The sequence below is a fragment of the Streptomyces sp. NPDC055749 genome, from assembly GCF_053617235.1.
The window spans coordinates 22353-44454 of sequence record NZ_JBSHFH010000017.1; the positions used below are offsets into that span (position 1 = coordinate 22353).

General features: G+C 68.1%; 16 protein-coding genes and 2 pseudogenes. 11 read left to right on the forward strand and 7 right to left on the reverse strand.

From position 1 onward, the window contains the following. Window positions 1-29 precede the first annotated feature (29 nt). Together ACWGO0_RS15350 and ACWGO0_RS15355 are read right to left on the reverse strand one after the other, a co-directional pair. Window positions 30-827, reverse strand: a complete 798-nt coding sequence (locus tag ACWGO0_RS15350; protein ID WP_453533811.1) for a hypothetical protein — start codon at window positions 825-827, stop codon at window positions 30-32. Then, the gene (locus ACWGO0_RS15355) at window positions 824-1771 is read right to left on the reverse strand and encodes an ABC transporter ATP-binding protein (protein WP_453533813.1); all 948 of its coding nucleotides are present in this window, start codon (window positions 1769-1771) and stop codon (window positions 824-826) included. The genes ACWGO0_RS15350 and ACWGO0_RS15355 overlap by 4 nt, the downstream gene beginning before the upstream one ends. 263 nt (window positions 1772-2034) lie before the next feature. Between ACWGO0_RS15355 and ACWGO0_RS15360 the strand changes: the two genes are divergently transcribed. Next, window positions 2035-2331: a hypothetical protein gene (locus ACWGO0_RS15360; RefSeq protein ID WP_453533816.1), complete on the forward strand. Its 297-nt coding sequence runs from the start codon at window positions 2035-2037 to the stop codon at window positions 2329-2331. Between the two features lie 409 nt (window positions 2332-2740). Here ACWGO0_RS15360 and ACWGO0_RS15365 read toward each other — a convergent pair. The 3 genes and pseudogenes from ACWGO0_RS15365 to ACWGO0_RS15375 all read right to left on the reverse strand — a co-directional run. Continuing rightward, window positions 2741-3987 (reverse strand): annotated as a pseudogene (locus ACWGO0_RS15365) (transposase); the annotation flags it as partial. 272 nt (window positions 3988-4259) lie between these two features. After that, window positions 4260-5261 (reverse strand): hypothetical protein, encoded by a 1002-nt coding sequence (locus ACWGO0_RS15370; protein WP_453533819.1) that lies wholly within the window; start codon window positions 5259-5261, stop codon window positions 4260-4262. Between the two features lie 423 nt (window positions 5262-5684). Further along, on the reverse strand, window positions 5685-6629 hold the full coding sequence (locus tag ACWGO0_RS15375; RefSeq protein WP_453533822.1) for a phytanoyl-CoA dioxygenase family protein: 945 nt from the start codon (window positions 6627-6629) through the stop codon (window positions 5685-5687). A gap of 563 nt (window positions 6630-7192) precedes the next feature. Here ACWGO0_RS15375 and ACWGO0_RS15380 point away from each other — a divergent pair. Next, the gene (locus tag ACWGO0_RS15380; RefSeq protein ID WP_453533825.1) at window positions 7193-8038 is read left to right on the forward strand and encodes a helix-turn-helix domain-containing protein; all 846 of its coding nucleotides are present in this window, start codon (window positions 7193-7195) and stop codon (window positions 8036-8038) included. Here the strand turns inward: ACWGO0_RS15380 and ACWGO0_RS15385 are convergent. Beyond that, window positions 8028-8753 carry a phytanoyl-CoA dioxygenase family protein gene (locus tag ACWGO0_RS15385; protein ID WP_453533828.1) on the reverse strand — a complete coding sequence of 242 codons (726 nt, stop codon included), beginning with the start codon at window positions 8751-8753 and terminating at the stop codon, window positions 8028-8030. The genes ACWGO0_RS15380 and ACWGO0_RS15385 overlap by 11 nt on opposite strands. Before the next feature lie 248 nt (window positions 8754-9001). Between ACWGO0_RS15385 and ACWGO0_RS15390 the strand changes: the two genes are divergently transcribed. Next, window positions 9002-9778 carry a sugar phosphate isomerase/epimerase family protein gene (locus ACWGO0_RS15390; RefSeq protein WP_453533831.1) on the forward strand — a complete coding sequence of 259 codons (777 nt, stop codon included), beginning with the start codon at window positions 9002-9004 and terminating at the stop codon, window positions 9776-9778. 38 nt (window positions 9779-9816) lie between these two features. On the opposite strand, the gene ACWGO0_RS15395 is transcribed toward ACWGO0_RS15390, so the two are convergent. Beyond that, window positions 9817-10884, reverse strand: coding sequence for a LacI family DNA-binding transcriptional regulator (locus ACWGO0_RS15395; protein WP_453533834.1), 1068 nt, complete (start codon window positions 10882-10884; stop codon window positions 9817-9819). Window positions 10885-11114: 230 nt separating this feature from the next. Here ACWGO0_RS15395 and ACWGO0_RS15400 point away from each other — a divergent pair, with 230 nt between their 5' ends. The 8 genes and pseudogenes from ACWGO0_RS15400 to ACWGO0_RS15435 form a co-directional block, all read left to right on the forward strand. Further along, window positions 11115-12071, forward strand: coding sequence for a hydroxyacid dehydrogenase (locus ACWGO0_RS15400; protein ID WP_453533837.1), 957 nt, complete (start codon window positions 11115-11117; stop codon window positions 12069-12071). Between the two features lie 108 nt (window positions 12072-12179). Beyond that, window positions 12180-13457: an extracellular solute-binding protein gene (locus ACWGO0_RS15405; protein ID WP_453533840.1), complete on the forward strand. Its 1278-nt coding sequence runs from the start codon at window positions 12180-12182 to the stop codon at window positions 13455-13457. Then, window positions 13457-14377: a carbohydrate ABC transporter permease gene (locus tag ACWGO0_RS15410; RefSeq protein WP_453533843.1), complete on the forward strand. Its 921-nt coding sequence runs from the start codon at window positions 13457-13459 to the stop codon at window positions 14375-14377. The genes ACWGO0_RS15405 and ACWGO0_RS15410 overlap by 1 nt, the downstream gene beginning before the upstream one ends. A 115-nt stretch (window positions 14378-14492) precedes the next feature. Further along, window positions 14493-15335, forward strand: a complete 843-nt coding sequence (locus tag ACWGO0_RS15415) for a carbohydrate ABC transporter permease (RefSeq protein ID WP_453533846.1) — start codon at window positions 14493-14495, stop codon at window positions 15333-15335. 62 nt (window positions 15336-15397) lie between these two features. Continuing rightward, window positions 15398-17746 carry a heparinase II/III domain-containing protein gene (locus ACWGO0_RS15420; protein WP_453533849.1) on the forward strand — a complete coding sequence of 783 codons (2349 nt, stop codon included), beginning with the start codon at window positions 15398-15400 and terminating at the stop codon, window positions 17744-17746. 12 nt (window positions 17747-17758) lie between these two features. Further along, window positions 17759-19897: a glycoside hydrolase family 52 protein gene (locus ACWGO0_RS15425; protein WP_453533852.1), complete on the forward strand. Its 2139-nt coding sequence runs from the start codon at window positions 17759-17761 to the stop codon at window positions 19895-19897. 39 nt (window positions 19898-19936) lie between these two features. Then, entirely contained in the window at window positions 19937-21157 is a 1221-nt protein-coding gene (locus ACWGO0_RS15430; protein ID WP_453533854.1) for a glycoside hydrolase 5 family protein, read from the forward strand. Window positions 21158-21251: 94 nt separating this feature from the next. After that, window positions 21252-21830: pseudogene (locus tag ACWGO0_RS15435) on the forward strand (transposase family protein); the annotation flags it as partial. Between the last annotated feature and the right edge of the window lie 272 nt (window positions 21831-22102).

Sequence of the window (22102 nt, forward strand, 5' to 3'; positions counted from 1 at the left end):
TTCCCCTTCGATGTGGTGGCGGGCTGGGATCAGTCGGTGATATCTCGGCGTCTGAAGACGGCGAGCGCGATGCCCAAGCCTAGAAGGGTGTAGAGGGCTCCAAGGGTCAGGGCGGTGCCGTAGGGGATGCTGCTGGTGCCGCCCTGGGCGAGTGCGCTGAGGGTGGCGCCGGGGGTCCAGTCGGCGACGGAGTCGAGGGCGGCGGTGATGACCGCTTCGACAACCAGGACGTAGCCCACGCCGACAGAGATGGAGATGGCCGCAGAGCGGGTGACCACGGCCAGCACCAGTCCGATGACACCCCAGACGAGCAGGGTGCAGAACAGGTTGAACCACGCACTGGCCAGGGTCGGCAGAACGTCCTGCCCCCAGGCGGAGACATCCAGGTCCGCACTCTGCGCCGCCAGGGGGGCGATGAGCAAATTGGCGATCAGCGCAACCGTCGTAGCGGCTGCCGTCCACAGGGACAGCGCGCCGACCTTGCCGAGCAGCAGCCGGAAGCGGTCGGGCTGGGCGGAGGCGGTGAGCCGGATCAGGCCGCTGCTGTAGTCGCCGGCCGTCACGATCGCCCAGAACGACAGGGCGACGACCCCATACATGCTGGCGGCCGAGGAAAGGCCCGCCGTGATGCCGTCGGCGGCTTGCCACTGGTCGAGCGTCGGGAAGGAGACCCCGGGGCCGCCTTCGGGTTGCGCCTGGGAGGAGCCGACGACCTGCGCCATCACCATGTTGATCATGGCGGTGAAGAGGATCGTCAGGCCGAACCATCCCAGGATGACGCCTTTGCGGCGGGTCCGCAGGAGTTCGCTGCGCACTGCGTTGATCATGATGCCTTCCGTTCCGCAGCCGCAGCGCGGGCTGCCGTGAGGTCCTGGTCGCTGATGCCGGTCATCTCCAGGAAGATCTCCTCCAGGCTGCCGCGTACCGCGGTCATCGACTTGAGGGTGATGCCGCCGCGGGCCGCGCTGCGGTTGAGCTCGGCGCCCTGGCGTTCGTCTGCAGCGACACTGAGCCGGCCCTCGGGTGCGGGCTCGACCTGCCAGCCGTCGGCCGACAGCAGTGCGAGCAGTGAGTCGGTGTCCTGTTCGCGTTCCGCCGCGATCTCGATCCGCTGCCCTGTGCGGGCGAGCAGATCGGTGACGGGGCCCGAGTAGACCAGGTGACCGAAGCGGATGACGACCAGGAAGTCACAGAGGGTCTCGATCTCGGCCAGGAGATGCGAGGAGACGATAACGGTCCGGCCCGCCCGGGCCAGGTCTGCCAGCAGCCCCCGGATCTCGACGATGCCCGACGGGTCGAGCCCGTTGGTGGGCTCGTCCAGGATCAGCAGTTCCGGATCGGGCAGCAGGGCCGCGGCGATACCCAGTCGCTGCTTCATGCCCAACGAGAAACGCTTGACGGGCTCGACATCCCGACCGGTCAGTCCGACGATCCGGAGCACCTCGTCCACCCGGGACGAAGGCAGGCCCCGCAGCCTGGCGAGCGACATGAGGTTCAACCTCGCCGACAGGCCGGCCACGAACGCCGGGTTCTCCACCAGGGCCCCGACCCGGTTCAGGTATCGGCCTGGCTCGCTGATCGGCTCGTCCAGCACCTCGGCCGTTCCCGATGTGGGCGCGATCAGGCCGAGAAGCATGCGGATGAGGGTCGACTTGCCCGACCCGTTCGGTCCCACCAGGCCGATCACCCCCGCCCGCGGAAGCTCGAGCGTCAGGTCCTCCAGGGCGGTGACCTCACCGAAGCGGCGGGTGAGCCCAGCCGTCTTGATCACATTCATCATTCCTCCAAAGCGTGTGAGCGCTCACTCACATATTGAGTTGGAGAAACCCTGCTGTCAAGCAGAGGAATGAACGGCGGTCGGCTGCAGCGACCACGAGCATCCAAGATGGGAATCGGCCCAGCTGGCCTTTCTCTCACTGCCGCCTCGGCAACCCGACGACAAGCCCGTTGACTGACCTAGGCCCCGGACCCGCTGCGATCCTGGGCCCAGCAACACTTTCAAGGCACCGTGGTATCCCGGTACAGAAACACCCCATGGCCGACACTGCCCTCACACATCAGCACTCCGAGTTCCCGAGCCGCCCGCCGACGCGCGCGGGAAGGAAGGCAGCAGCGATATCGGATCACCAGGTCCAAGGCGGCGGCAACCGCCGCACGTATCGACCCGACCTCGGGGCAGTGTGCGGGAGCGGGATCGTCGTTGAGGCCGGCATGAGCGTCACCCGCTACGCAGACGCCCTCTCCCTGCCCGACCGGGTCATCGAGCGCATGATCGCTGACGTGCGCGAACTCGGCCCGGTGGTCTGCACGTCTGTCTGCTGCAGTGACTGAGCACCGGGCGCGCCCGAGGAAACCGGGCCGACCTACTGACTGATCGAAACGGGCTCCGGGAGCCAGAACCTTGCGAGCGTGAGAGGCCTCTTCGTTCGGGAGTGGATGGTCTTGCAGGTACGAATGGCCCGGCATCGTGGCAGAGATCAGCCGCGTCCCGGTCGGCGGATCCCCAGGGCGACAGCGCCGCCGCTACAGGTGCCTACAGGCAAGAGAATGTCAGGCACTCGGTGGACTAGGTTTCGTCCCTCGGCTGTGGAACGCACCAGCGAGGGCGAAATCCTGTCCGGTCGCAATGAGTGCCGCCGACCATGCACTTCTACATGCAGATCATGCCCTGAGGCAGGGCTGTCATACCGTTCCTATGGGCAGGACGAGGCGGAGGGTCTGCAAAAGGAACGGCCCTGTTTCACATTCGGTGGTGACTCTGCGTCCGCTTGGCCTTGGTGTTGACGCCCTCGGTCGGGCCGTTGCTGTACGGGAGTGTGCATGCGGCGATAACAGCGTCGCGGTCTCCCTCAAGACCGCGGGTGCGTGCAGATACGGCAGATCGGCCGCACGGACCTGGGCGACCCATGGTCGAGTGCGTCGGCGCTTTCTGGCTGAGGCTTCAGGAGTGGGGCGAAGGTCCCGATGTGGGCTGCCAGTTGGGTCAATTCGGGGCAGGCGGCGGTGAGCCGGACCAGGAGGTCGTGGTGCTCGGCCTTGAGGTTGTCGGGCCTGGTGAGGAGCATCCGGGCGAGTCTGCGTGCGGAGATATGGCTGCGATTGGCGTCCGGGCGCCCTTGGTTGATGTACTTGTGCAGGAGGTTGAGGTAGCCCGTGAAACCAAGGGCCTTGATCTCTTCGAAGAGGTGCTGGACTGGGACAGCGGGGTCGTCGACCCGGCGTTTGCGCATGTGCTCGCGGTAGGGATCGACGAGGCTGGCACGGCATTTCGGGGCGCGGAGCATCCGCTCGGGCCGGTCGGCTCGGGCGTAGCGTTTGACGGTATTCAGGGCCAGCAGCAGACGGCGGCCGCATTCGAGGAGGCCCGCGCCCTGGTCGCGGAGGTCGTGGATCTGGTGCCAGCGTTCCAGGGTGGTCCGTGCGCGGGCCCGTCATACAGGGACGCCTCCAGTACGGTGGCCCAGCAGGTGCTGTGCGCCTCGATCTCGCTCAGGGCGGCTTCGCACAGGTTGCGCCACAAATGCCAGCGGCCACCGACCTGCACTGCGTCGGGCAGAGCGCGCGGATGGCCTCGGCGTCGATCACCACGGTGGCATAGCGGTGCCGCCGGCGCAGAGCGAAATCGCCGACGCCAATCACGCGGGGCACCCGTCCCGTGGGCAACGGGATCCGCAACAGGGCACGCAGAGTCGTGTGACGCGACAGACCTACCGCGAGTATCGCCAGAACGCGCGCCCCTGCCCGGCCCGCTAACTCCGCGACCACCGCCTTGACCTGCGCGGCCAGGCGAGTGGTGCGTCGCCGAAAATGCTCCAGCACCCCGGACACCTGCTCGCGGAAGGTGTGACGACAGCCGCGTGTGGGACAGACCAGACGCCGCACCCGTACGCGGACCACCCCTCGTCGGCTGTCGACCGGTACGTCGGCCACCGTCCGCCAGTGATAACCGTGAACGCGCCCCGACGACGCCCCGCACACCGAGAAGACCATCTGCACAAGCTGGTTGACATCCACCACATGGATATCAACGCCCCTTCACCACGCGGAGTTGCCACCGAATGTGAGACAGAGCCGCTGGTTTGACAGACCTCACAAGCAGGAGAATTCACGAAGCTTCCCTGGATGAGAGGGCGTTGGGGCCAGCCCCACGTAAGGACTTTCCGCACATCGCAGAGCACGAACCGCCCATTTGATGACTGGTGCTGCGGCGGCTGAGTTGGCCAACCGTTTGTGGAAATCATCCTTCAGGGATCCGGCCGTCACCCGATCGGTGGCCGCTCCGAAGAAGCCCACTGGGCCAGGTCTTTCAACCATCCCCCTGGAGCGACCTCGTATCCCGTACGGCCGCGAGTGATGAGCATGTGCCGTCCGCCCAAGAGCCACTCGACCACATGCACGCGGCCTTGTGCGTCGACGGTGAGGCCATGCGGACTATTGAAGAGAGCGGAAGACGGTGTGGGTACCCCCACAGCCCCGTTCGCGTCATGGGTGTTGGGCCATCCCGGGCGTTGAGGCGCCGCATCGTCGAGGCCAACTCGCTGGATCAACCTTCCCTGCCGGTCCAAATGCGCGAAGGATGCTTCCAGCTCGCCCACCAAAAGGGAGCCGCGGTGGATAGCGAGGCTGCTGGGTCTGCGCAAGCCACTGGCTAGAGTGCCGATACGCTCGCCATCCAAATCCAGAGCAACCAGGCGATTGTTCTCCCGGTCGGCCACAAGAACCCGGGCATCCCCTTCGTGGTCATCTAGGGCCATGGCGTGCGGACAGGCGAATTCACCATGCCGGCTCGCGGCAACGAGACCGAGGTAGGTGGTGTCGGCGGCATAGCGGTGGATCAGGCCTTGCCCGTATCCGTCAGACACCCAAATCTCGCCGATTAGCGGCAGCGGCAGCACGGCTGTCGGCTCATAGCGGTGACGGAAGTAGATGGGGAGAGGTGGAAGGACAAGTTCACGCTCCGTCGTGCCGTCCAGTCGTAGCGCCACGACACGGCCGTGCGGACCTCTGCGCAACGCCTTGTACCCTCCGATTCCGTCCGGAACCGCACTGGCAGCCGGATCGGCCACCCAGACGACATCCCGGCCCTGGTCATCGGTGCCGGCGGTGAGCCCGTGGGCCGAGACAACTTCAGTGTCGGCCGAGGTGATCACTTCCCCGTCCAGGCCGAGGACGAGCATGACGCGGTTGTCGGCGGAGAACGTCACCAACTTGCCGTCGGAAACGGCGGTGATGTCGTTGTGTGCCCATTGGAGTCCACTCACAGTGCTCCTAATCGACCAGTTTGGGTTCTGCCAGAGATAAGAAGAAGCGCTTACGGGCCCGGCGCACGAGCGAGACCCGCTCCCTGCTGGACGGCGGTGTGCGTGGTCTCCGCGACCGTGCGGGCCTATCAGCGTGCAGTCGGGGGCCTCATTGCGAGGCACGAAACGGTAACGGGGCTCTGGCCAGGGTGAGGTGAGATGGATCGGCCGGTACCGGGGGGCTGACCATGAAGATCCAGCTGGCTCGTGACGGGCAGGGCCCGGCAATGTCAACGATCGCACGTTCGAGGAGGTCATGGCCCGCATCAGCGTCGACGTGCGAACCCGGGCACCCCACGAACCGGTTCGGGCGGGTCGTCACGGACGACGGCTACGCTTCGGCGAAGATCCGTTGCGGCCTGCGCAGGCGTGGCATCAGTTGCGTCACACCAGACCGTCGAGGCGCCCCGGCACGTCACCCGCGCTGCAGAACGAGCCTTGGGAGTGCACTCGGTGTGCCACGCGGAGTTCAGTATCTACACGGTTCGACGGCATCGGCCGGAGTGACTCATCTATGTTCCACCGAAAGCCCGGGTCATCGGGGTGCATCCTTCCGTAGTGGTCGAGCGCGACCGGAAGTAGCCGCAGACGGGCGTCAACGAACTGTCGGTCCCATGGACCTTCACCGAGGATTTGCTCGGCAGGGCGGAACTCGTAGTAGATGGTTCGTCGCATCCGGTTGCCAACCACAGGTTCAGAACCGTGCACCAACATCACGTCATGGATAAGGACGTCGCCCGGTTCCATCTCGACAACAACCGCCCCGGGGACGTCCCAGCCATGCGTGTCAGTCAGTGCGCATACGTCGACCGTGCTGTGCTGGGAACCGGGCACTACGCGGAGTGCGCCGGCGCCGTCGTGGGACGCATCCAAATAGACGTCGATGTTGAAGATGCGGTGGTTGCGAGGGTGCACGGCGTCCTGATGCCAGGGAATGGGCGCCCCATCTCCCTCGTCCTTGAAGACAAGGGACTCGTACGTGGGTACGAAGTTCGGCCCGGCGAGGCTTTCCGCGATGGCGAGCAGCTCAGGTGAGCCGAGCAGTTCGAGTGATGCGGCTTCCCCCTTAGCGTGCAAGTAGTTGACCCGGAACAGTCGTCGACCACCCGGACGGTCGGCGAAGCCGAAGTCCCCGTCGGCGGACGAGTCCTCAGCCAGTTGTCGGCCGTTGGCAATCCAGCGGGCCGAGGCGTCCGCAAGCCGCTGGCGGAGGTCCTGTGGGATACGTTCCCTCAGGATGAGGTAGCCCTGCTCGTCGAAGGCCGCGATCTCCTCTGCGTTCAGGAACAGAGGGTTCCTCGTGTCGGAGGGTGGGGTGTAACCGGACATGGGTGCTCCTAGGGAAGAGATCGGCACGTACACAGGTCGAAGGCTTGCATCGGTGGCACATTTTCCTGACACGTTCGTAGACCCGCTGCAGCGAAGCGACGTCTCCCTCATTCGACCTCAGACCTTCTTGGATTGTCGGATGCCGAAAGCACACCACCCGGCGGCCCTGGACACGTTCGGTCTAGCGTGCTGGCACGGGCGGCCTTCTCTGATGACCCACCCGCACCGACACGATGACATTGAGGTGAACTTCGCTGTGGAGGGAGAGCTGGAGTACCTCTTCGAAGGGCGCCATGTGAACGTGCGACAGGGTGAGATGGCGCCGTTCTGGACTGCTCCCCGCACCAAGTGGTGGGAGCGCCTGCGGAAGGGTGTGCGCCGAGTTCTGTCGCCGGAGCCACCGCGCTCCGTGCTCACCCGGGGCTGCCACAACGGTCGTGTGCTGATGTGTGAGGCTGCACCACACATGGTGTGAGCATCTGTTGGGGAAGGCGCGTTGTCGGGAAAGATAATGCCGTGAATAATCACTCTCTCGGAAACGTTGCATGAGGGGTTTCGACGCCATGTCGACTGAGTTCGGGGTGGTGGGACAACTGCCTCCGCGGCTGACGGGGCACGGGTTCCGGCGGCCAGGCGACGTCGTAGCCGTCCGGCAGACGCTTACTCGCCCCTACCGGCCGCACTGGCACGACTTCCACGAAGTGGTGCTGGTCACCGGCGGGAGCGGCGTCCATAGCGTGGATGGAGTGTCCTACCCGGTCGGGGAGTGCGACGTTCTGGTGGTCTCGCCGAGTTCGCTGCACGCGGTCGAACCTGAGCGGGGGGGCCGTCTGGAGTTGATCGATGTGACGCTCGATGTACATGGATTGCCGTCGGAGATTCCGTCGTTGCTGGAGGGGCTGTCAACGGCGACCGGGCCGCTGAGGGGGGCCGAGGACGGCGTATCGGAGCGCTTGTTCGCGGAGTTGGTCAGTGAGTCCGAGCATGGTCGCCCCCACCGCAGGCTCGCTTCCCACGCGCTGCTCACGCAGCTCGTCGTATCCCTGGCGCGGCAGCGCGAGGGACCGTTGTCCGGGGGCGGGGCCCCCGCGCCGGCCTGGTTGCCGCGGTTGCTCGAACACATGGAACGCCACTACGCGCGGCCTCTCGGTACAGACGAGCTTGCGGCGGTGACTCACCTGTCCGCCGGGCACCTCCGTGAGCGGTTCCGGCAGGAGACCGGGATGACGCTGTCCGGGCATCTGCACCAGGTGCGCCTGCGGGCGGCGCGTGCCCTCCTCGCAACCACGGATCTGGCCGTAGGCGAGGTCCGTCGGGCGAGCGGCTTCGGCGACGCCTCACATTTCGCGCGCGCCTTCAGGGCGGCGGTCGGCTGCTCGCCGACCGCCTACCGAAACGCTAGGCGTTGACGAAGCGGTTGCCGCCGTCGCGGTCCTTGCCCCGGACGAGCCAGACGGGCCCGTTCTTGAGTACTCGAGCTGAGGTGTCGAAGTAGCGCATCGTGTAGCCGGCGCGGCGGCGGTCACTGGTGTTCGCGTCGGCCCCGTGGATGATCCGGCTGTCGTGCAACGATGCCTGGCCTCGGCCGAGTTCCAAGTACATGGCGTTGCTGGAGTCCACCTGGCTGATCTCCTCGCCGAAGGTGTATGCCTCGCCGTTCTCGATTGCGTGGTACGAGGAGAATCCGTTGCGCTGTGTTCCGGGTATGACGGCCATGCAACCGTTCTCACGGTCCACGTCGTCCAGAGCGAGCCAGACGGTGACGATGCGGGAGAAGTCGTTGAACTCGGCGTTCCAGAACGCGGAGTCCTCGTGCCAGGGCGTGGGCCGGCCGGTGAAGGGCTCCTTGGCGATGAAGTGGCTGGAGAACAGGCCGATGTCGGAACCGATGAGCGGCTCGACGAGGTCGGCGACCTCCGGGGCGAGAAGGAACTCCAGAAGGCGCGCGTCCTCCAGGTGCGGCTTGTCCAGTTCGTCGGTGCGCTTCGAGCCAGCGCCGGCGACGTGCTCCTCAAAGATTGCCGCGAGTCGCTCAAGCTGCTCGGGTGCGAAGACCTGCTGGTTGAAGCGGTGGTACCCGTCGTGCCGGTAGGCGGCGACCTCGTCCTCTGTCAGGCGGCCCATGGTGGTGCTCTCCTCCACGTAAGTCGGTGGGTCGGTGACCCCTCGCCGTAAGGCTGCCTCGCCCGGTCGGCGTGCGGTGTGCGCGAACGGGGCACGTCGTGTGCGTGGACGAGGCACCTCCCTCGCGGCTCGTCGCCTGCCGGTGCCGGTGCCGATCGCCGCAGGCCGTACGTCGGGGAGGTGGAACGAGGCGCTGTTGAGTCCGGCCGGTTTTCTGGTTTCGGTCGTCCGGGCTATGCTGCGCGGCCATGAGACTGGCGTTCTCCACCCTGGGATGCCCCGGGCTGCCGCTGCCCGAGGTTCGTGATCTGGCCGTGCGAACGGGATGGGCGGGGGTGGAACTCCTGTCCGCTCCTGACGAGCCCGTCCACGTGGGACTGACTACCGGTGAGCGGCGGGCGGCCCGGGCTGCGCTGGGCACGCAGATCAGCTTGGTCACGCTCAACTCGTACGTGTACTGCGGCACTTCGTCCGAGGGGGACGAAGAAGTCATCACCCGGCTGCTGGCGGAGGCGAGGCTCGCTGCGGATCTGGGAGCACAGGCGGTGAGGGTCTTTCCGGGCGGTGCCGGCCGTGGTGCGGACGCCCGGATGGCGGCGCGGCTCGAGGCCGCCGCGGAGCGGCTCCCGGACGGCACCGGGCTGTGGTTGGAGACGCACGACACCCATCGGACGGGGGCAGATGTAGCGGATCTCCTGGACCGGGTCGGCCACCCGCGTGTCCGTGCCATCTGGGATGTCGGGCATTCTGTGGCGGCGGGTGAGCGGTGGGAGGACACGCTTCGGGCGCTGGGCTCCCATCTGGCCCATGTGCAGCTGAAGGACGAGCGAACAGGTGACGCCTCTCCCATGCCGCTGGGCTCGGGGGACCTCCCGCTCTCGCCGCTCGTGCAGCGGCTCGCCCACGACGGATTCGCGGGATGGTTGTCGCTGGAGTGGGAGCGCAAGTGGCATCCGGGCGCTGCCCCGTTGGAGGGAGTGCTGGTGGACGCTCGCGCGTGGCTGGCGGGGACTCTTGCCGAGTGAGACGTTGGGGCCTGTGCCGGTGGCCGCTGTCAGCCGCCTCACCAGAGGCTTCGCACTGATTCCCGGATGACGAGATGCGTGCCGAAGACGGCCGAGTCCCGGCCCGAGCCCGGTGCCGCGGGCGCGAGGACGAGGCGGGCGGCGGCGCGGCCGAGTTCATCGAAGGGGAGGTGGACGGTGGTGAGCGGTGGCCACGTCTCCTGTGCGACGTCGAGGTCGTCGTAGCCGATGACGGATACATCACCGGGAACGGAGAGACCTGCCTCGCGGAGTGCGGCGAGGCAGCCAGCCGCCATGTAGTCGTTCTCGGCGAAGATCGCCGTCATACCGGCCTCCTCTGCCAGGAGCTCCTTGGTCCCCTGGTAGCCGGTGGCCCGGCTGCGCTCGCCGATCTTGACGAGTCGATCGTCGGCAGGGATGCCGAAGGACGCGAGGGCGGCGTCGTGACCGGCAGCCCGTCCCTCGCTGGTGGTGAAGCCGCGCGGACCGCGGACGAAGGCGATCCTCCGGTGCCCGCGGGAAAGCAGGTGCCCGACCGCGGAGGCCGAGCCGCCGGCGCGGTCGTAGTCGACGACAGTGATCGCTGAGTCGTCGCCGATGCCCGGGCGCCCACAGAAGACCAGCGGGAGTCCGCGGTCGGCGAAGCGCCGTGCCATGTCGGCCATGCCCGACCGGTAGGCGGGGGTGTCGTAGGCGCCGCCCGCCACGACGACGCCCTCGATAACCGGGTCGCCGACAAGGTTGTCGAGCATGGCCAGTTCGGTTTCCGCGGAGTAGCCGGTCGATCCGACGAGGCAGAAGTGCCCCGCACCTGCGGCCACCTGCTCGATGCCGGACACGATCTCGACGAGGAACTCCTGCCGGACGTCGTGGGCGACGACGGCGACCGTGGGGAACCGCCGCTCCGTGTCCCCGAGCCGGCGACCGCGCGCGTAGCCGAGGTCGCCCGCGGCCTCGACCACCCGGGCCCTGGTCTTCTCCGCGACCGGATAGGTGCCGGTAAGTGCGCGGGACGCGGTCGCCAGGGAAACCCCAGCCCGCTCAGCGACCTCGCTCAGCGTCGCCTTGCGCGCAGAGACCTGGCCATCCGATTCGAGGTTCGTCATGAAAACTTTTCTATCAGATTTCTGGAGTCGCACTCAACGCCTTCGCAGAAATGGCCCGCAAGCAGGCAGCGCACGACCCTTGACACCTGAAAACAAGCGGTTCTACGTTACACGCCAGTCAGTAAAGTTTTCGTCTACGACAGAAAGTTTTTCTATCCATGGTGATGCAGTCCACCTCGGAGCCCAGCCCGGGCTCCGCCGTCGCGGTGACACACCGTGCCGTCGTGTGCATGGACCGGCGACTCCAGCCGGCGGTCTTCCCCGAGTCGGTCCGGGCCCGCATCATCGCTGCGGCTCCACTCGTCGACCTCGCCGATCTGGACCAGTCTCCGGAACTCGCCGAGGCGACCGTGCTCTTCACCAGCTGGGGCGCGCCGCTGATCGACGACGCGGTGCTGGACCGGGCCCCCAAGCTGCGTGCCGTGCTGCACGCGGCGGGGTCGGTGAAGGACGTCGTCGGTCCGGAGGTCTTCGCCCGGGGACTGCTTGTGTCCTCGGCGGCCGGGGAGATGGCGGATCCGGTCGCGGCGGTCGCGTACGCCTTCATCACCCTGGCGGCGAAGAAGGCACTGACCCTCTCGCAGTCCTACCGCGAGGGGACGGTGGCGGCCCGGCACGACCGCCCCGACGTCGGTTTCGGTAACAAGACCATCGGCATCGTCGGCGCCTCACGGATCGGGATGGCGCTCATCCAAAGGCTGAGGGCCGACGGGCGGAAGGTCGTGCTGTACGACCCCTTCTGCTCGCCCGCCCTGGCCGCGGAGCTCGGTGTGGAGCTGACCGACCTGGACTCGCTCTGCGAGCGGTCGGACATCCTCTCGCTGCACGCGCCGATCCTGCCCTCGACCGTCCACATGATCGACGCCACCCGGCTGCGCCTGCTGCCCGACGGGGCCGCCGTGGTCAACACGGCCCGAGGCCGGCTCCTCGACACCGAGGCGCTGCTCGCCGAGACCGCGAGCGGCCGGCTGGCGGCGTACCTGGACGTCACCGATCCGGAACCGCTGCCCCCGGAGCACGGACTGCACCATCTCCCCAACGTGTTCCTGACACCGCACCTGGCCGGCACGGAGGGGGCCGACCTCGACGTGATGGGCCGCTTCGCCGCCGAGGAACTGCACCGGCTGGTCGCCGGCCTGCCGCTCCACGGCCTGGTCAGCGCCCACCAGCTCCCCCGACTCGCCTGATCCCGCCCGCCCGCTCCACCCGGACCGATTCCCGTCCGGTCTCCTGGCCGCCTGCTCACCCTCCGGTGCGTCGCGCACCGGCCCACCCGAACGCAAAGGGGCATGACAATGACGTCACTGGATCGCCGGACCCTCCTCAGAGGGGCGCTGGGCGCCTCGCTCGCCGCCTCCACGCTGGGACTGGCCGGCTGCGGGGGCGGCGGCAGCACGAAGAAGGACGGCTCCCTGTCGGTGCTCACACCCGTCTTCGCCACCACGCAGGGCAAGAAGATCCTCGAGGGCCGGATCGCCCAGGCTTACCGCGGCGCCTACCCGGGCGCGAAACTGCGCGTCGACTACAACACCTGGGACGTGCTGCCGGAGAAGATCTCCACCGGACTGGCCGGAGGCACGCTGGCAGACGTGGTCATGGTGGGCTTCGGCTGGATACCGCCGTTCGCCGCGAAGAACACCTTCGCCGAACTGCCTGCCTCGCTGACCGACGGGGCCGGCTACCTGGACCCGGTCGTCGCCCCGGCCCTGTACCTGGACAAGCCGTACGCCCGTCCTCTGGGCCTGGACCCTATCGTCGTCGCCTACCGCAAGGACCACTTCGCCCAGGCCGGCATCACCGCCACCCCGAGAACCCTGGACGACCTGCGCGCGGCCGCGAAAGAGCTCACCCGGAGCAAGAGCGGCGGCGGCTTCGAGCGGGCCGGCATCGACATCTCCTCCGTCAACCTCCGCCAGCTGTGGGTCAGCACCCTGGACGCCTCCGGCGGCCGGATGTTCGACGAGGCCGGTACGAAGGTGCTCTTCGACGGCGCGCCGGGCGTGAAGGGCCTGGAGTTCATGGCGGGCCTGGTCACGGACAAGTCGACGTCGCTATCGTTCCGCAGCACCACCCCGCTCCAGTCCCTGCTCAAGGGCAGCAGCTCGATGATGCCGACTGCGGCCTCGGCAGTCGGGCAGGTCGCCGTCGAACTGGGCGGCGGCAGCGCGGACCTCGACAACGTCGGCTACTTCGTGATCGAGGACACCAAGCCCTCGATGTTCGTCGGCGGCACGCTCGTCGCCGTCAACAAGCGGTCGAGGAACCAGGAAGCGGCCGTCGCGTTCGTCGAGGAGGTCACCGCCAAGAAGAACTCCCTGGCAGTCACCGACCCCAACGGCTACATCCCCCCCTACGCCGACGTCGCCGCCGACACCTCGGTCCGCAATCCCGCCGCCCCGCTGATCCGCGACCACCTCAAGGACTCCGTCAACGAGGGCGGCTCACCGGCCTGGATGGAGATCCGCACGGTGGTCAACCCCGCCATCGAGGGCGTGCTGACGGGCAAGGACTCCGTCGACAAGGCGCTGGACTCACTGCTCGGGCAGGCCGAGGACGCGATCGGGCGCCTCTGATGAGCACCCTCGAGAAGGTTCCCACCGGCAGCCGCGCCCCCTCCCGCCACGACCTGATGCGCGGCCAGCGACGGGCCGGCCTGCTATTCGCCCTGCCCGGCACCCTGCACGTCGGTCTGTGGATCGGCCTCCCCGTCGTCGCGGCGTTCGTCCTCAGCCTCACCGACTACGACGTGTTCACCACCCCCGGCTTCGTCGGCCTCGACAACTACGCCGAAATCTTCACCGACGGCGGGTTCCTGCGCAGTCTGTGGACAACGCTGCTCTACGCGGTCGGCACGGTCCCCGTCACCATGGCGATCTCCCTGGGCCTCGCGGTGCTGCTCAACCAGGGCATGCGCGGCCAGGGCTTCTTCCGGACCGCGATCTACCTGCCGCAGATCACCGCCACCGTCGCCGTCGCCCTGATCTGGAGCTACATCCTCCAAGTCGACGGTCTGGCCAACGAGATCCTGGGCAGCGTCGGCATCGCTCCCGTCGCCTGGCTCAACGACCCCTCGGTGGCGCTGGTCTCGGTCATCCTGATCAGCATCTGGCAGGGCCTCGGCTTCAACACGCTCATCTACCTGGCGGCCCTGCAGGGCGTGCCCGGCGACCTGTACGAGGCCGCGGCGATCGACGGGGCCGGCCCGTGGCGAAAATTTGTCGATATCACCGTGCCGCTGCTGCGCCCCGCCACGTACTTCGTCCTGATCACCGCCACGGTCGGCGCGTTCCAGGCATTCGACCAGGTGTATGTCCTGACGCGGGGCGGGCCGGCGTACGCCACCACCCTCACCACGTACGAGATCTACAACACCGGCTTCTCGGACTTCCGGCTTGGCGTCGCCTGCGCGCAGTCGGTGGTCCTGCTGGTCGCGCTGATCGTGCTGACGGCAGTGAACACACGCACGATGGGAGAGTCCCGCGATGGCCACTGAAGCCTCTCCCGCGGCGGTCCGAGCGGTTCGGCCCCAGAAGTCCGCGCCCCCGTCGGCCGCGCATGACCGGCCTCAGCAGACCCGTCGGCGACGCAGCCGGCGCGACGGCTCGCCCGTGGCCAGGATCGCCGGGTTCTGGCTGCTCGCCATGGTGTCGATCCTGATGGTCACACCGTTCGCATGGATGGTCCTCTCCTCGCTGCGGGACCCGTCGCAGGCCGCGTCCGGCGCGCTGATCCCGGACTCCCCGCGCTGGAGCAACTACCTGGACGCGCTGCGGGCAGCGCCGTTCGTGACCTACGCGCGCAACAGCTTCTTCATCGCCGCCGGGCACACCGTCATCAACGTCGTGCTCGCGTCAATGGCTGGGTACGCGCTCGCGCGGCTGCCGTTCCGGGGCTCCAAGATCCTCTTCTTCGGCTTCATCGGCGCGATCATGATCCCGATGTACACAATCGTCGTGCCGCAGTTCATCCTCGTCCGGTCGATGCCCCTCTTCGGCGGCAACGACATCCTCGGACAGGGGGGCACCGGCTGGCTCGACTCCTGGTGGGCGCTGATCATCCCCGGGGCGATGAGCCCGGTCTCGGTCTTTCTCTTCAGGCAGTTCTATCTGGGCGTACCGCGCGAACTGTCGGAGGCGGCCCGGATCGACGGGGCGAACGAGTTCGTGATCTGGGCGCGGATCGTCACCCCGCAGATCCGTCCGGCGATCATCACCGTGGCCCTATTGACCTTCCAGACCGGGTGGACGAACTTCCTGTGGCCGCTGCTCGTCACCGGCCGGGAGGACCTGCGGGTCCTTCAAGTTGGCCTCGCCTCGTTCCAGCAGGAGAACACCACCCAGTGGGAACTGCTCATGGCGGGCACCGCGATGGCAACCCTCCCGATGATCGTCCTCTTCGTCCTCGCTCAGCGGTACTTCGTCAACAGCCTCGCGCACGTCGGCATCAAATGACGCCGCGCGCCTTTCCCGCGCCCCCTCCTCACCCGCACCCCCGCCCCCCGGAGGTTCCGCACATGTCCGAGCACCGCAGGCCCGGCCTCACCCGCCGCCATGTTCTCGCGATGGGCGCAGTGACCGCCGCATCCGCCACCGTGTACGCCCTCGTGCCCGGCGCCACGACCGTCGACGCAGCGGCCGGCCGGCGCACACCCCGGCCGCGTCGTAACGGAGAGCCGAGAGTCCTCGTCACCGACGGGCACCTCGCGGCCATTCGCGCCAACCTCACCGATCCGGTGATCGCACCGCGCTACGAAACGCTCATACGGGCCGCGCAGCTCGACACGGACGGCACGCTCTCCGGCGGTGTCTACAGCCTGCCCGTCAAGAGCGCCATCGAGGCCGGCGCATTCCTCTACCTGGTGCACCGGGAGGAAGCCACCGGCCGGAAGGCCGTCGCCCAATTGCGGAACTTCCTCGCCACCTTCAAGCCGTTCCCGCACACCGCGTCCGTCTCCGAGGTGCGAAGGACGGGCACCACGCTGTTCACGGCGGCATTGGTCTACGACTGGTGCTACGAGCTGATCGGCGACAAGGACAGGCAGGTGTTCATCGGGGCGATGAAGCGACTTGCGGAGAACCAGGGGGTGGGGTTCCCGCCCGACCGGCTCAGCTCGGTCACCTCCCACGCCACCGAGTACGAACTGCAACGCGACCAACTGGCCGCCGGCATAGCGGTGTACGACGAGGACCCGGAGATCTTCGACCTGGTCTCGGCACGCATCCGCGAAGAGTTCGTGCCGGCCCGGAACTTCTTCTATCCCACCGGCCGCCACCACCAAGGCGATTCCTACCAGGGCATCCGCCTGGTCCCGGACATGATCGCCACCGTCCTCTACGACCGGATGGGGTCCGACGCGGGCTACCTCCCGTCGCAGCAGGACCTGGTCACCGACTGGATCCACCAACGCCGGCCCGACGGTCAGCTCATACGCTCCGGCGACACCTACCAGAGCACCTACCACCCCCTCGGCAGGTACTGGAGCGACCCGCCCACCGTCGCGTCCATGCTCCTGTCCACGGCCCACTACCGAAACCGGTGGCACCAGGACCTGCTGCTCAGCCAACTCGAGCACGGTTACGTCCCGCGCGCCGAGGAAGCCCTGTTCTTCTGCCTGTTCCACGACCCCGCACTGCCGCGCAAGGCTGCCTCCACCCTGCCCCTCACGCGGCTCAGCCCTCGACCTCTGGCGGGGATGACGGCCAGGACCGGCTGGGACGAGGGACCCGACGCCGACACCGCGATCGCCCACATCCACATCGGCGGCCACAACTTCAGCAACCACGCGCACCTGGACGCCGGCGCCTTCCAGATCTACTACCGAGGCGCGCTCGCCCTGGACTCCGGCGTCTACGAGGGCCGCAACGGAGGCTGGGCCTCCCCTCACGACCTCAACTACAACAAGCGCACCATCGCGCACAACGCGCTGCTCGTCCACGACCCCGCCGAGAGCTTCCGCTTCTACACCACACCGGTCTCCAACGACGGCGGCCAGCGCTTCCCGGCCGGCGCAAAGGAGGCACGGAACCTAAAAGAGCTGCTCGACCCGGCCAACGGCTACGAGAACGCCACCGCCGCGGCCAGCTGGGCAGGCCCCGACCGCGACAGGCCCGCGTTCAGTCACATCAAGGGGGACATCAGCGCGGCGTACGGGCCCAAAGTGCGCTCCTGCACCCGCTCGTTCGTCTTCGTCAACCACGGCGAGGAGGGCAGACCGGCCGCGCTGCTCGTACGGGACTCCCTCACCACGAGCGACTCGTCGTTCCGTACCGCCTTCCTGCTGCACAGTGCGGAGGAGCCTCGGGTGGACGGGGCCAGGGTGGACGTGGCCCGCACGGACCCCGGATACAGCGGGCGGCTGCGGATGGAGACGCTCTGGCCGAGCGGGAACCGGATCACCACGACGGGAGGCCCGGGCCGGGAGTTCGAGGTCGACGGGACGAACTACCCCAACCCCCTTCCCGTCAACTCCTCGACCGACCCCGGCGCCTGGCGGGTGGAGGTGAGCCCGGCCATGCAGGGGACCCGTACCGAGTTCCTGCACGTCCTGCAGCCGCACGCGGCGGACACCGAGCCGTTCCCCGTCGAGACCTTCCAGGCCGACGGCGCGGTCCTGGTCCGCGTCCACCGCGCACTGACGCTGTTCGGCGACCGGGCGGGGGCGCTGCAGCGCACGGTGGGGTTCACGGTCGGTGAGGAGAGCGGAGAGCGGACCTCGTTCCTCGCCACGGACCTGCACCGCTCCGGCTGGACGCTCACCCGCCGCACCGGCGGCGGACGGTGGCGGCCGGTGCGCGGGCAACTGCGCCGCGGCAACATCCTGTACGCCGACCTCACCCCGGGCTCCTACCGGCTCAGCCGCTGACGAGAAGGCATCATGACGCACCGCATCTTCTACAACACCCACCACGCCCCGGCCGGCGCTTTCGCCTCGTTCACCCTCGGGCACCGAGGGGCGAGCGGCGGACTCGGCCTCGAACTCGCCGGCCCGGCCGGTGACAACGTGTGGATCGGCGCGGAGTCCGCGGACGGCTCACGCTTCGAGGCTCTGCCGTTCTTCACGCCGTCGCCGGACGACCGGGTACGTTTCGGCGGAGCCGGCGACGCCCCCGGAACCGGCCTCGGCACCGAGGCGCAGGGCATGCTCGGACCGTTGGCCGAACGCCCGCTGACCGCCTTCCCCGACGCGGGAATCAGCCGGGAGACCACCGCGGGCCGCGACACCTGGCGCGCCGGGGACCTCACCTTCACCGTGTGGTCCCCCACCGGCCCGCTGCCCGACCCGGACCGCGCCGACGCCGACGCGCTGCGGGCAGCCTATGTCCCGGCCGTCTTCGCCGAGGTCACCCTGGACAACACCGCGGGCAGCCGGCGGCGCCGGCTGTTCTTCGGCTACCAGGGCACGGACCGCACCCGTGGGATGCGCCACCTGGAGACCGCCGGCGCGGTCACCGCCGGGGTCGGCCAGGGCCGCACGACCGCGCTGGCCACCGGCGACCCCGGGGTGCGGTCGGCGATCGGTCTCGACCTGGAGGACATTGTGGGGTCGCCCGACGGCGAGAACTGGGGCTTCGGTCTCGGGTCGGCCGGAGCACTGGTCGCCGACGTGCCCGCCGGGGAGCGGCGGACGCTGCGGGTCGCGGTCTGCTTCCACCAGGCGGGCACGGTGACCACCGGATTGGAGGCCTCCTACCTCTACGGTCGCTGGTTCCCTCGCATCGAGGACGTCGCGTCCTACGCGGTCAGCCGGTTCGCCGAGCTGACGGCCCGCTGCGAGCGCGACGAGGCGACGTTCGCCCGGGCAGAGCTGAACGACGACCAGCAGTTCATGCTGGCGCACGCACTGCGCGGCTACTTCGCGTCCACCCAGGCGCTGGACGCCGGCGGGGCACCTCTGTGGGTCGTGCACGAGGGCGAGTACCGAATGATGAACACCTTCGACCTCACCGCCGACCATGTGTTCTTCGAGGCGCGGCAGAACCCCTGGGTCATCCGCAACGTCCTCGACCAGTATGCCGACCGCTACTCCTACGAGGACACCGTGCGGCTCCAAGGCTCCGGCTCAGAACACCCCGGGGGTATCGCCTTCACCCACGACATGGGGTTCGCGAACGCCTTTTCGCCGCCCGGTGTTTCCTCTTATGAGAGGTGGGGCAGCCATGGGCTGTTCTCACAGATGTCCCACGAGCAACTGGTGAACTGGGTGCTTTGTGCGGGTGTCTACGCCCATGCCTCGGGTGACACTGCCTGGCTGGAGGAGCGCCTGCCGGTGCTGGCCCGGTGCCTGGAAAGTCTGGTCAACCGCGACCACCCCGATCCGGCCCTCCGTGACGGGGTGATGAGCCTGGACGGCAGCCGCTGCGGGACCGGCGCCGAGATCACCACGTACGACAGCCTCGATGCGTCTCTCGGCCGAGCCCGGCGCAGCGCCTACCTCGCGGTGAAGACCTTTGCGGCGTATGTCTGGCTCGGAGGCGTTCTCGATCCCGACGCGGCGGCCGTCGCCACCGCCCAGGCTCGCCGCTGTGTGGACACCGTCCTGGCGCACCGCACGCCCGACGGGTTGATCCCGGCACTCCTCGAGCGTGGAGCCCCCGGGGTCACCGTGCCGGTCATCGAGGGCTTGGCTCACCTGTGGGCTGCGGGACGCACCGACGCCGTGGCGCCAGACGGTCCCTACGGCGATCTCGTCGCGGCCCTGCGCGCGCACGTGGACGCCGTCCTGGTGAAGGGGACGTGCCTCTTTGACGACGGTGGCTGGAAGCTGTCGGCGACCAGCGACAACTCCTGGCTGAGCAAGATCTACCTCTGCCAGTTCGTCGCCCGGCACCTGCTCGGCCGCACCGCCGACGCCGTCGACCGGGCCGCCGATGCGGCTCACCGGGCCTGGCTGCTGCACCCGGAGCACTCCGTCTGGGCCTGGAGCGACCAGATGCTCGCGGGAGAGGTCATGGCCAGCCGCTACTACCCGCGCGGTGTCACCGCCGCGCTGTGGCTGGAGGAGGCGGCTCGCTGACTCCCGCCCGCATCCGACACCTCTCACATAAGGACACACATGAACAAGTACGCCCTAGCCCAGCCGGCGCCGGAGCACCGGGCCCAGCCACCTCGCTTCGGGGTCAACTATGTGCCCAGCAGGAACTGGTGGTACTGCTGGAACGACTGGGACGCGGAATCCGTCCTGGACGACCTGCGCGCTCTGGCCGGTCTGGAGCTCGACCACATCAGGATCCAGCTGATCTGGCCCGTGTTCCAGCCCAACCCCGCCTTCGTCAGCACGGCCGCCCTCGGCCGGCTGCGCGAACTGCTCGACCTCGCCGACCGCCCCGACACCGGCCTGGACGTGATGGTGAGCGTCCTCGACGGCTGGCTCAGCGGCTTCACGTTCGAGCCGGTGTGGGTCAGGGGCCGCAACATGATCACCGACCAGGACGTCGTGGCGGCCGAACTGCACCTGCTCGAGGCGCTAGCCGACACCGTGGCGGACCACCCGCGGTTCCTGGGCTTCGACCTCGGCAACGAGATCTCGGTCATCACCGACGGGACACCCCCCGCCGAGGGCGACCGTTGGGCCGCCAGGCTGCTCGACCATTGCGCCCGGATCGCACCGGGCGGCTTCCACGTCAACGGCCTCGACCACCGGCCCTGGCTGCACGGCGACGTCTTCAGCCCCCAGGGCGCGGCCACCAGCGGCAACGCCAGCGTCTTCCACAGCTATCCCTACTGGACGGGGGTCCTCGAACATTGGGGCCCGGACGGCACCGGGACCCTCCACCTCGGCGAGTTCATGGCCGAGCTGGCCGGGGCGTACGCGCCGGGCCCCGGACGCGCCAAGTGGCTGCAGGAGTTCGGCGCCTCCCCGGTAGAGCGCCCGGACGCGTCCATCCCCGACTGGGCCCGCACCTTCGTCCGCAACACCCTGTCGTCGTCGGACGTGTGGGGCTGCACCTGGTGGGGCAGCCACGACATCGACCGCAGCCTCACCGGCTTCGATCCCTACGAGTACGAGCTGGGCCTGCTGACGGTCGACAACGAGGTCAAACCGGTGGGAGCCGCGCTCGCCGAGCTCGTCGCGGAGCTCCGGCGGGAGCCACCCCATCCGCTGACCCGGACCACCGCGCTGGTCCTGACGAAGGGCGCCGAAAACATGGACGCGGCCGACCGGTTCTTCCGCTGCATCGAAGACGGCGTCCACCCGGCCCTCGTCACCGCCGAGCGGGCGCACGACGAGGCTCACCTGGCACAGCGGGGCATCACCCAGGTTCTGGGTGACTGAGCCTCCTTCATCCTGTCCTGGAGGGTGAACTGGGCTGGTCGGCGGGTGTGGTGACGAGACGGTGCCCCTGATCGTTGGCGTGCTGATTCCACAGCGGAAGAACGAGACGTTCTCGCAGCTCGGAGCGGTTTCGGGAAACCCCAGACCACCGCCTGGCGGTAAGTCGACGAGACGCTGGACGTCCCCGCGGCCTGGCACCCGGCCTCCACGAAGCCCTCACCGGCCTCGGGGAAGGCCCAACGTCATCGTTGACGGCACCTTGATCCCCATCGACCGCATCGGCGCCGACGAGCCGTACTACTCGATGAAGCACCGTCGGGACGGCATGAACGTGCAGGTCATCGCCCGCCCCGACGGCACACCGCTGTGGTTCTCCCGCGCAATGCCCGGCCGCACCCACGACCTGACCGCCGCGCGTGCCCACGGCAGCGGCCGGGCCTGCCTCACCCAGCAGATCCTGGTCCTCGCCGACCGCGCCTACCAAGGTGCCGGCGCCACCAGCCGAACCCCCTACTACTACCACCACCGCGAACAGCCAGAGCATTATCGGCAGTTCAACCGCGACCACGCCCGGCTGAGAGCTCCCGGAGAACGCGCCTTCGCGCAGCTGAAGTCCTGGCGACTGCTGGGGAGAGCCAGATGTTCCACCCGTCGCGTCGGCAGCATCGTATAGGCCATCCATATGCTAATGACCTGCGACTATTCAGGATGAAAGAGGCTCACTGGATCCTCATGTACATTCTCTGACCCGGCCGCACAACGACGACCGGGCCCGCGACGGCAGGAACAACGGCTTCACGATCACGCACACCTCGTCCGGAGAAATCCAACTTCCCCGTACTCCCCCAAATGAGAGCCACACCGTATGCCAGCCGCAGACTCCCTCGCACCTCATACTGAACTTTCTTTGGAGGCGCGCGGCATCGAGAACGGCTAAGGCAATCC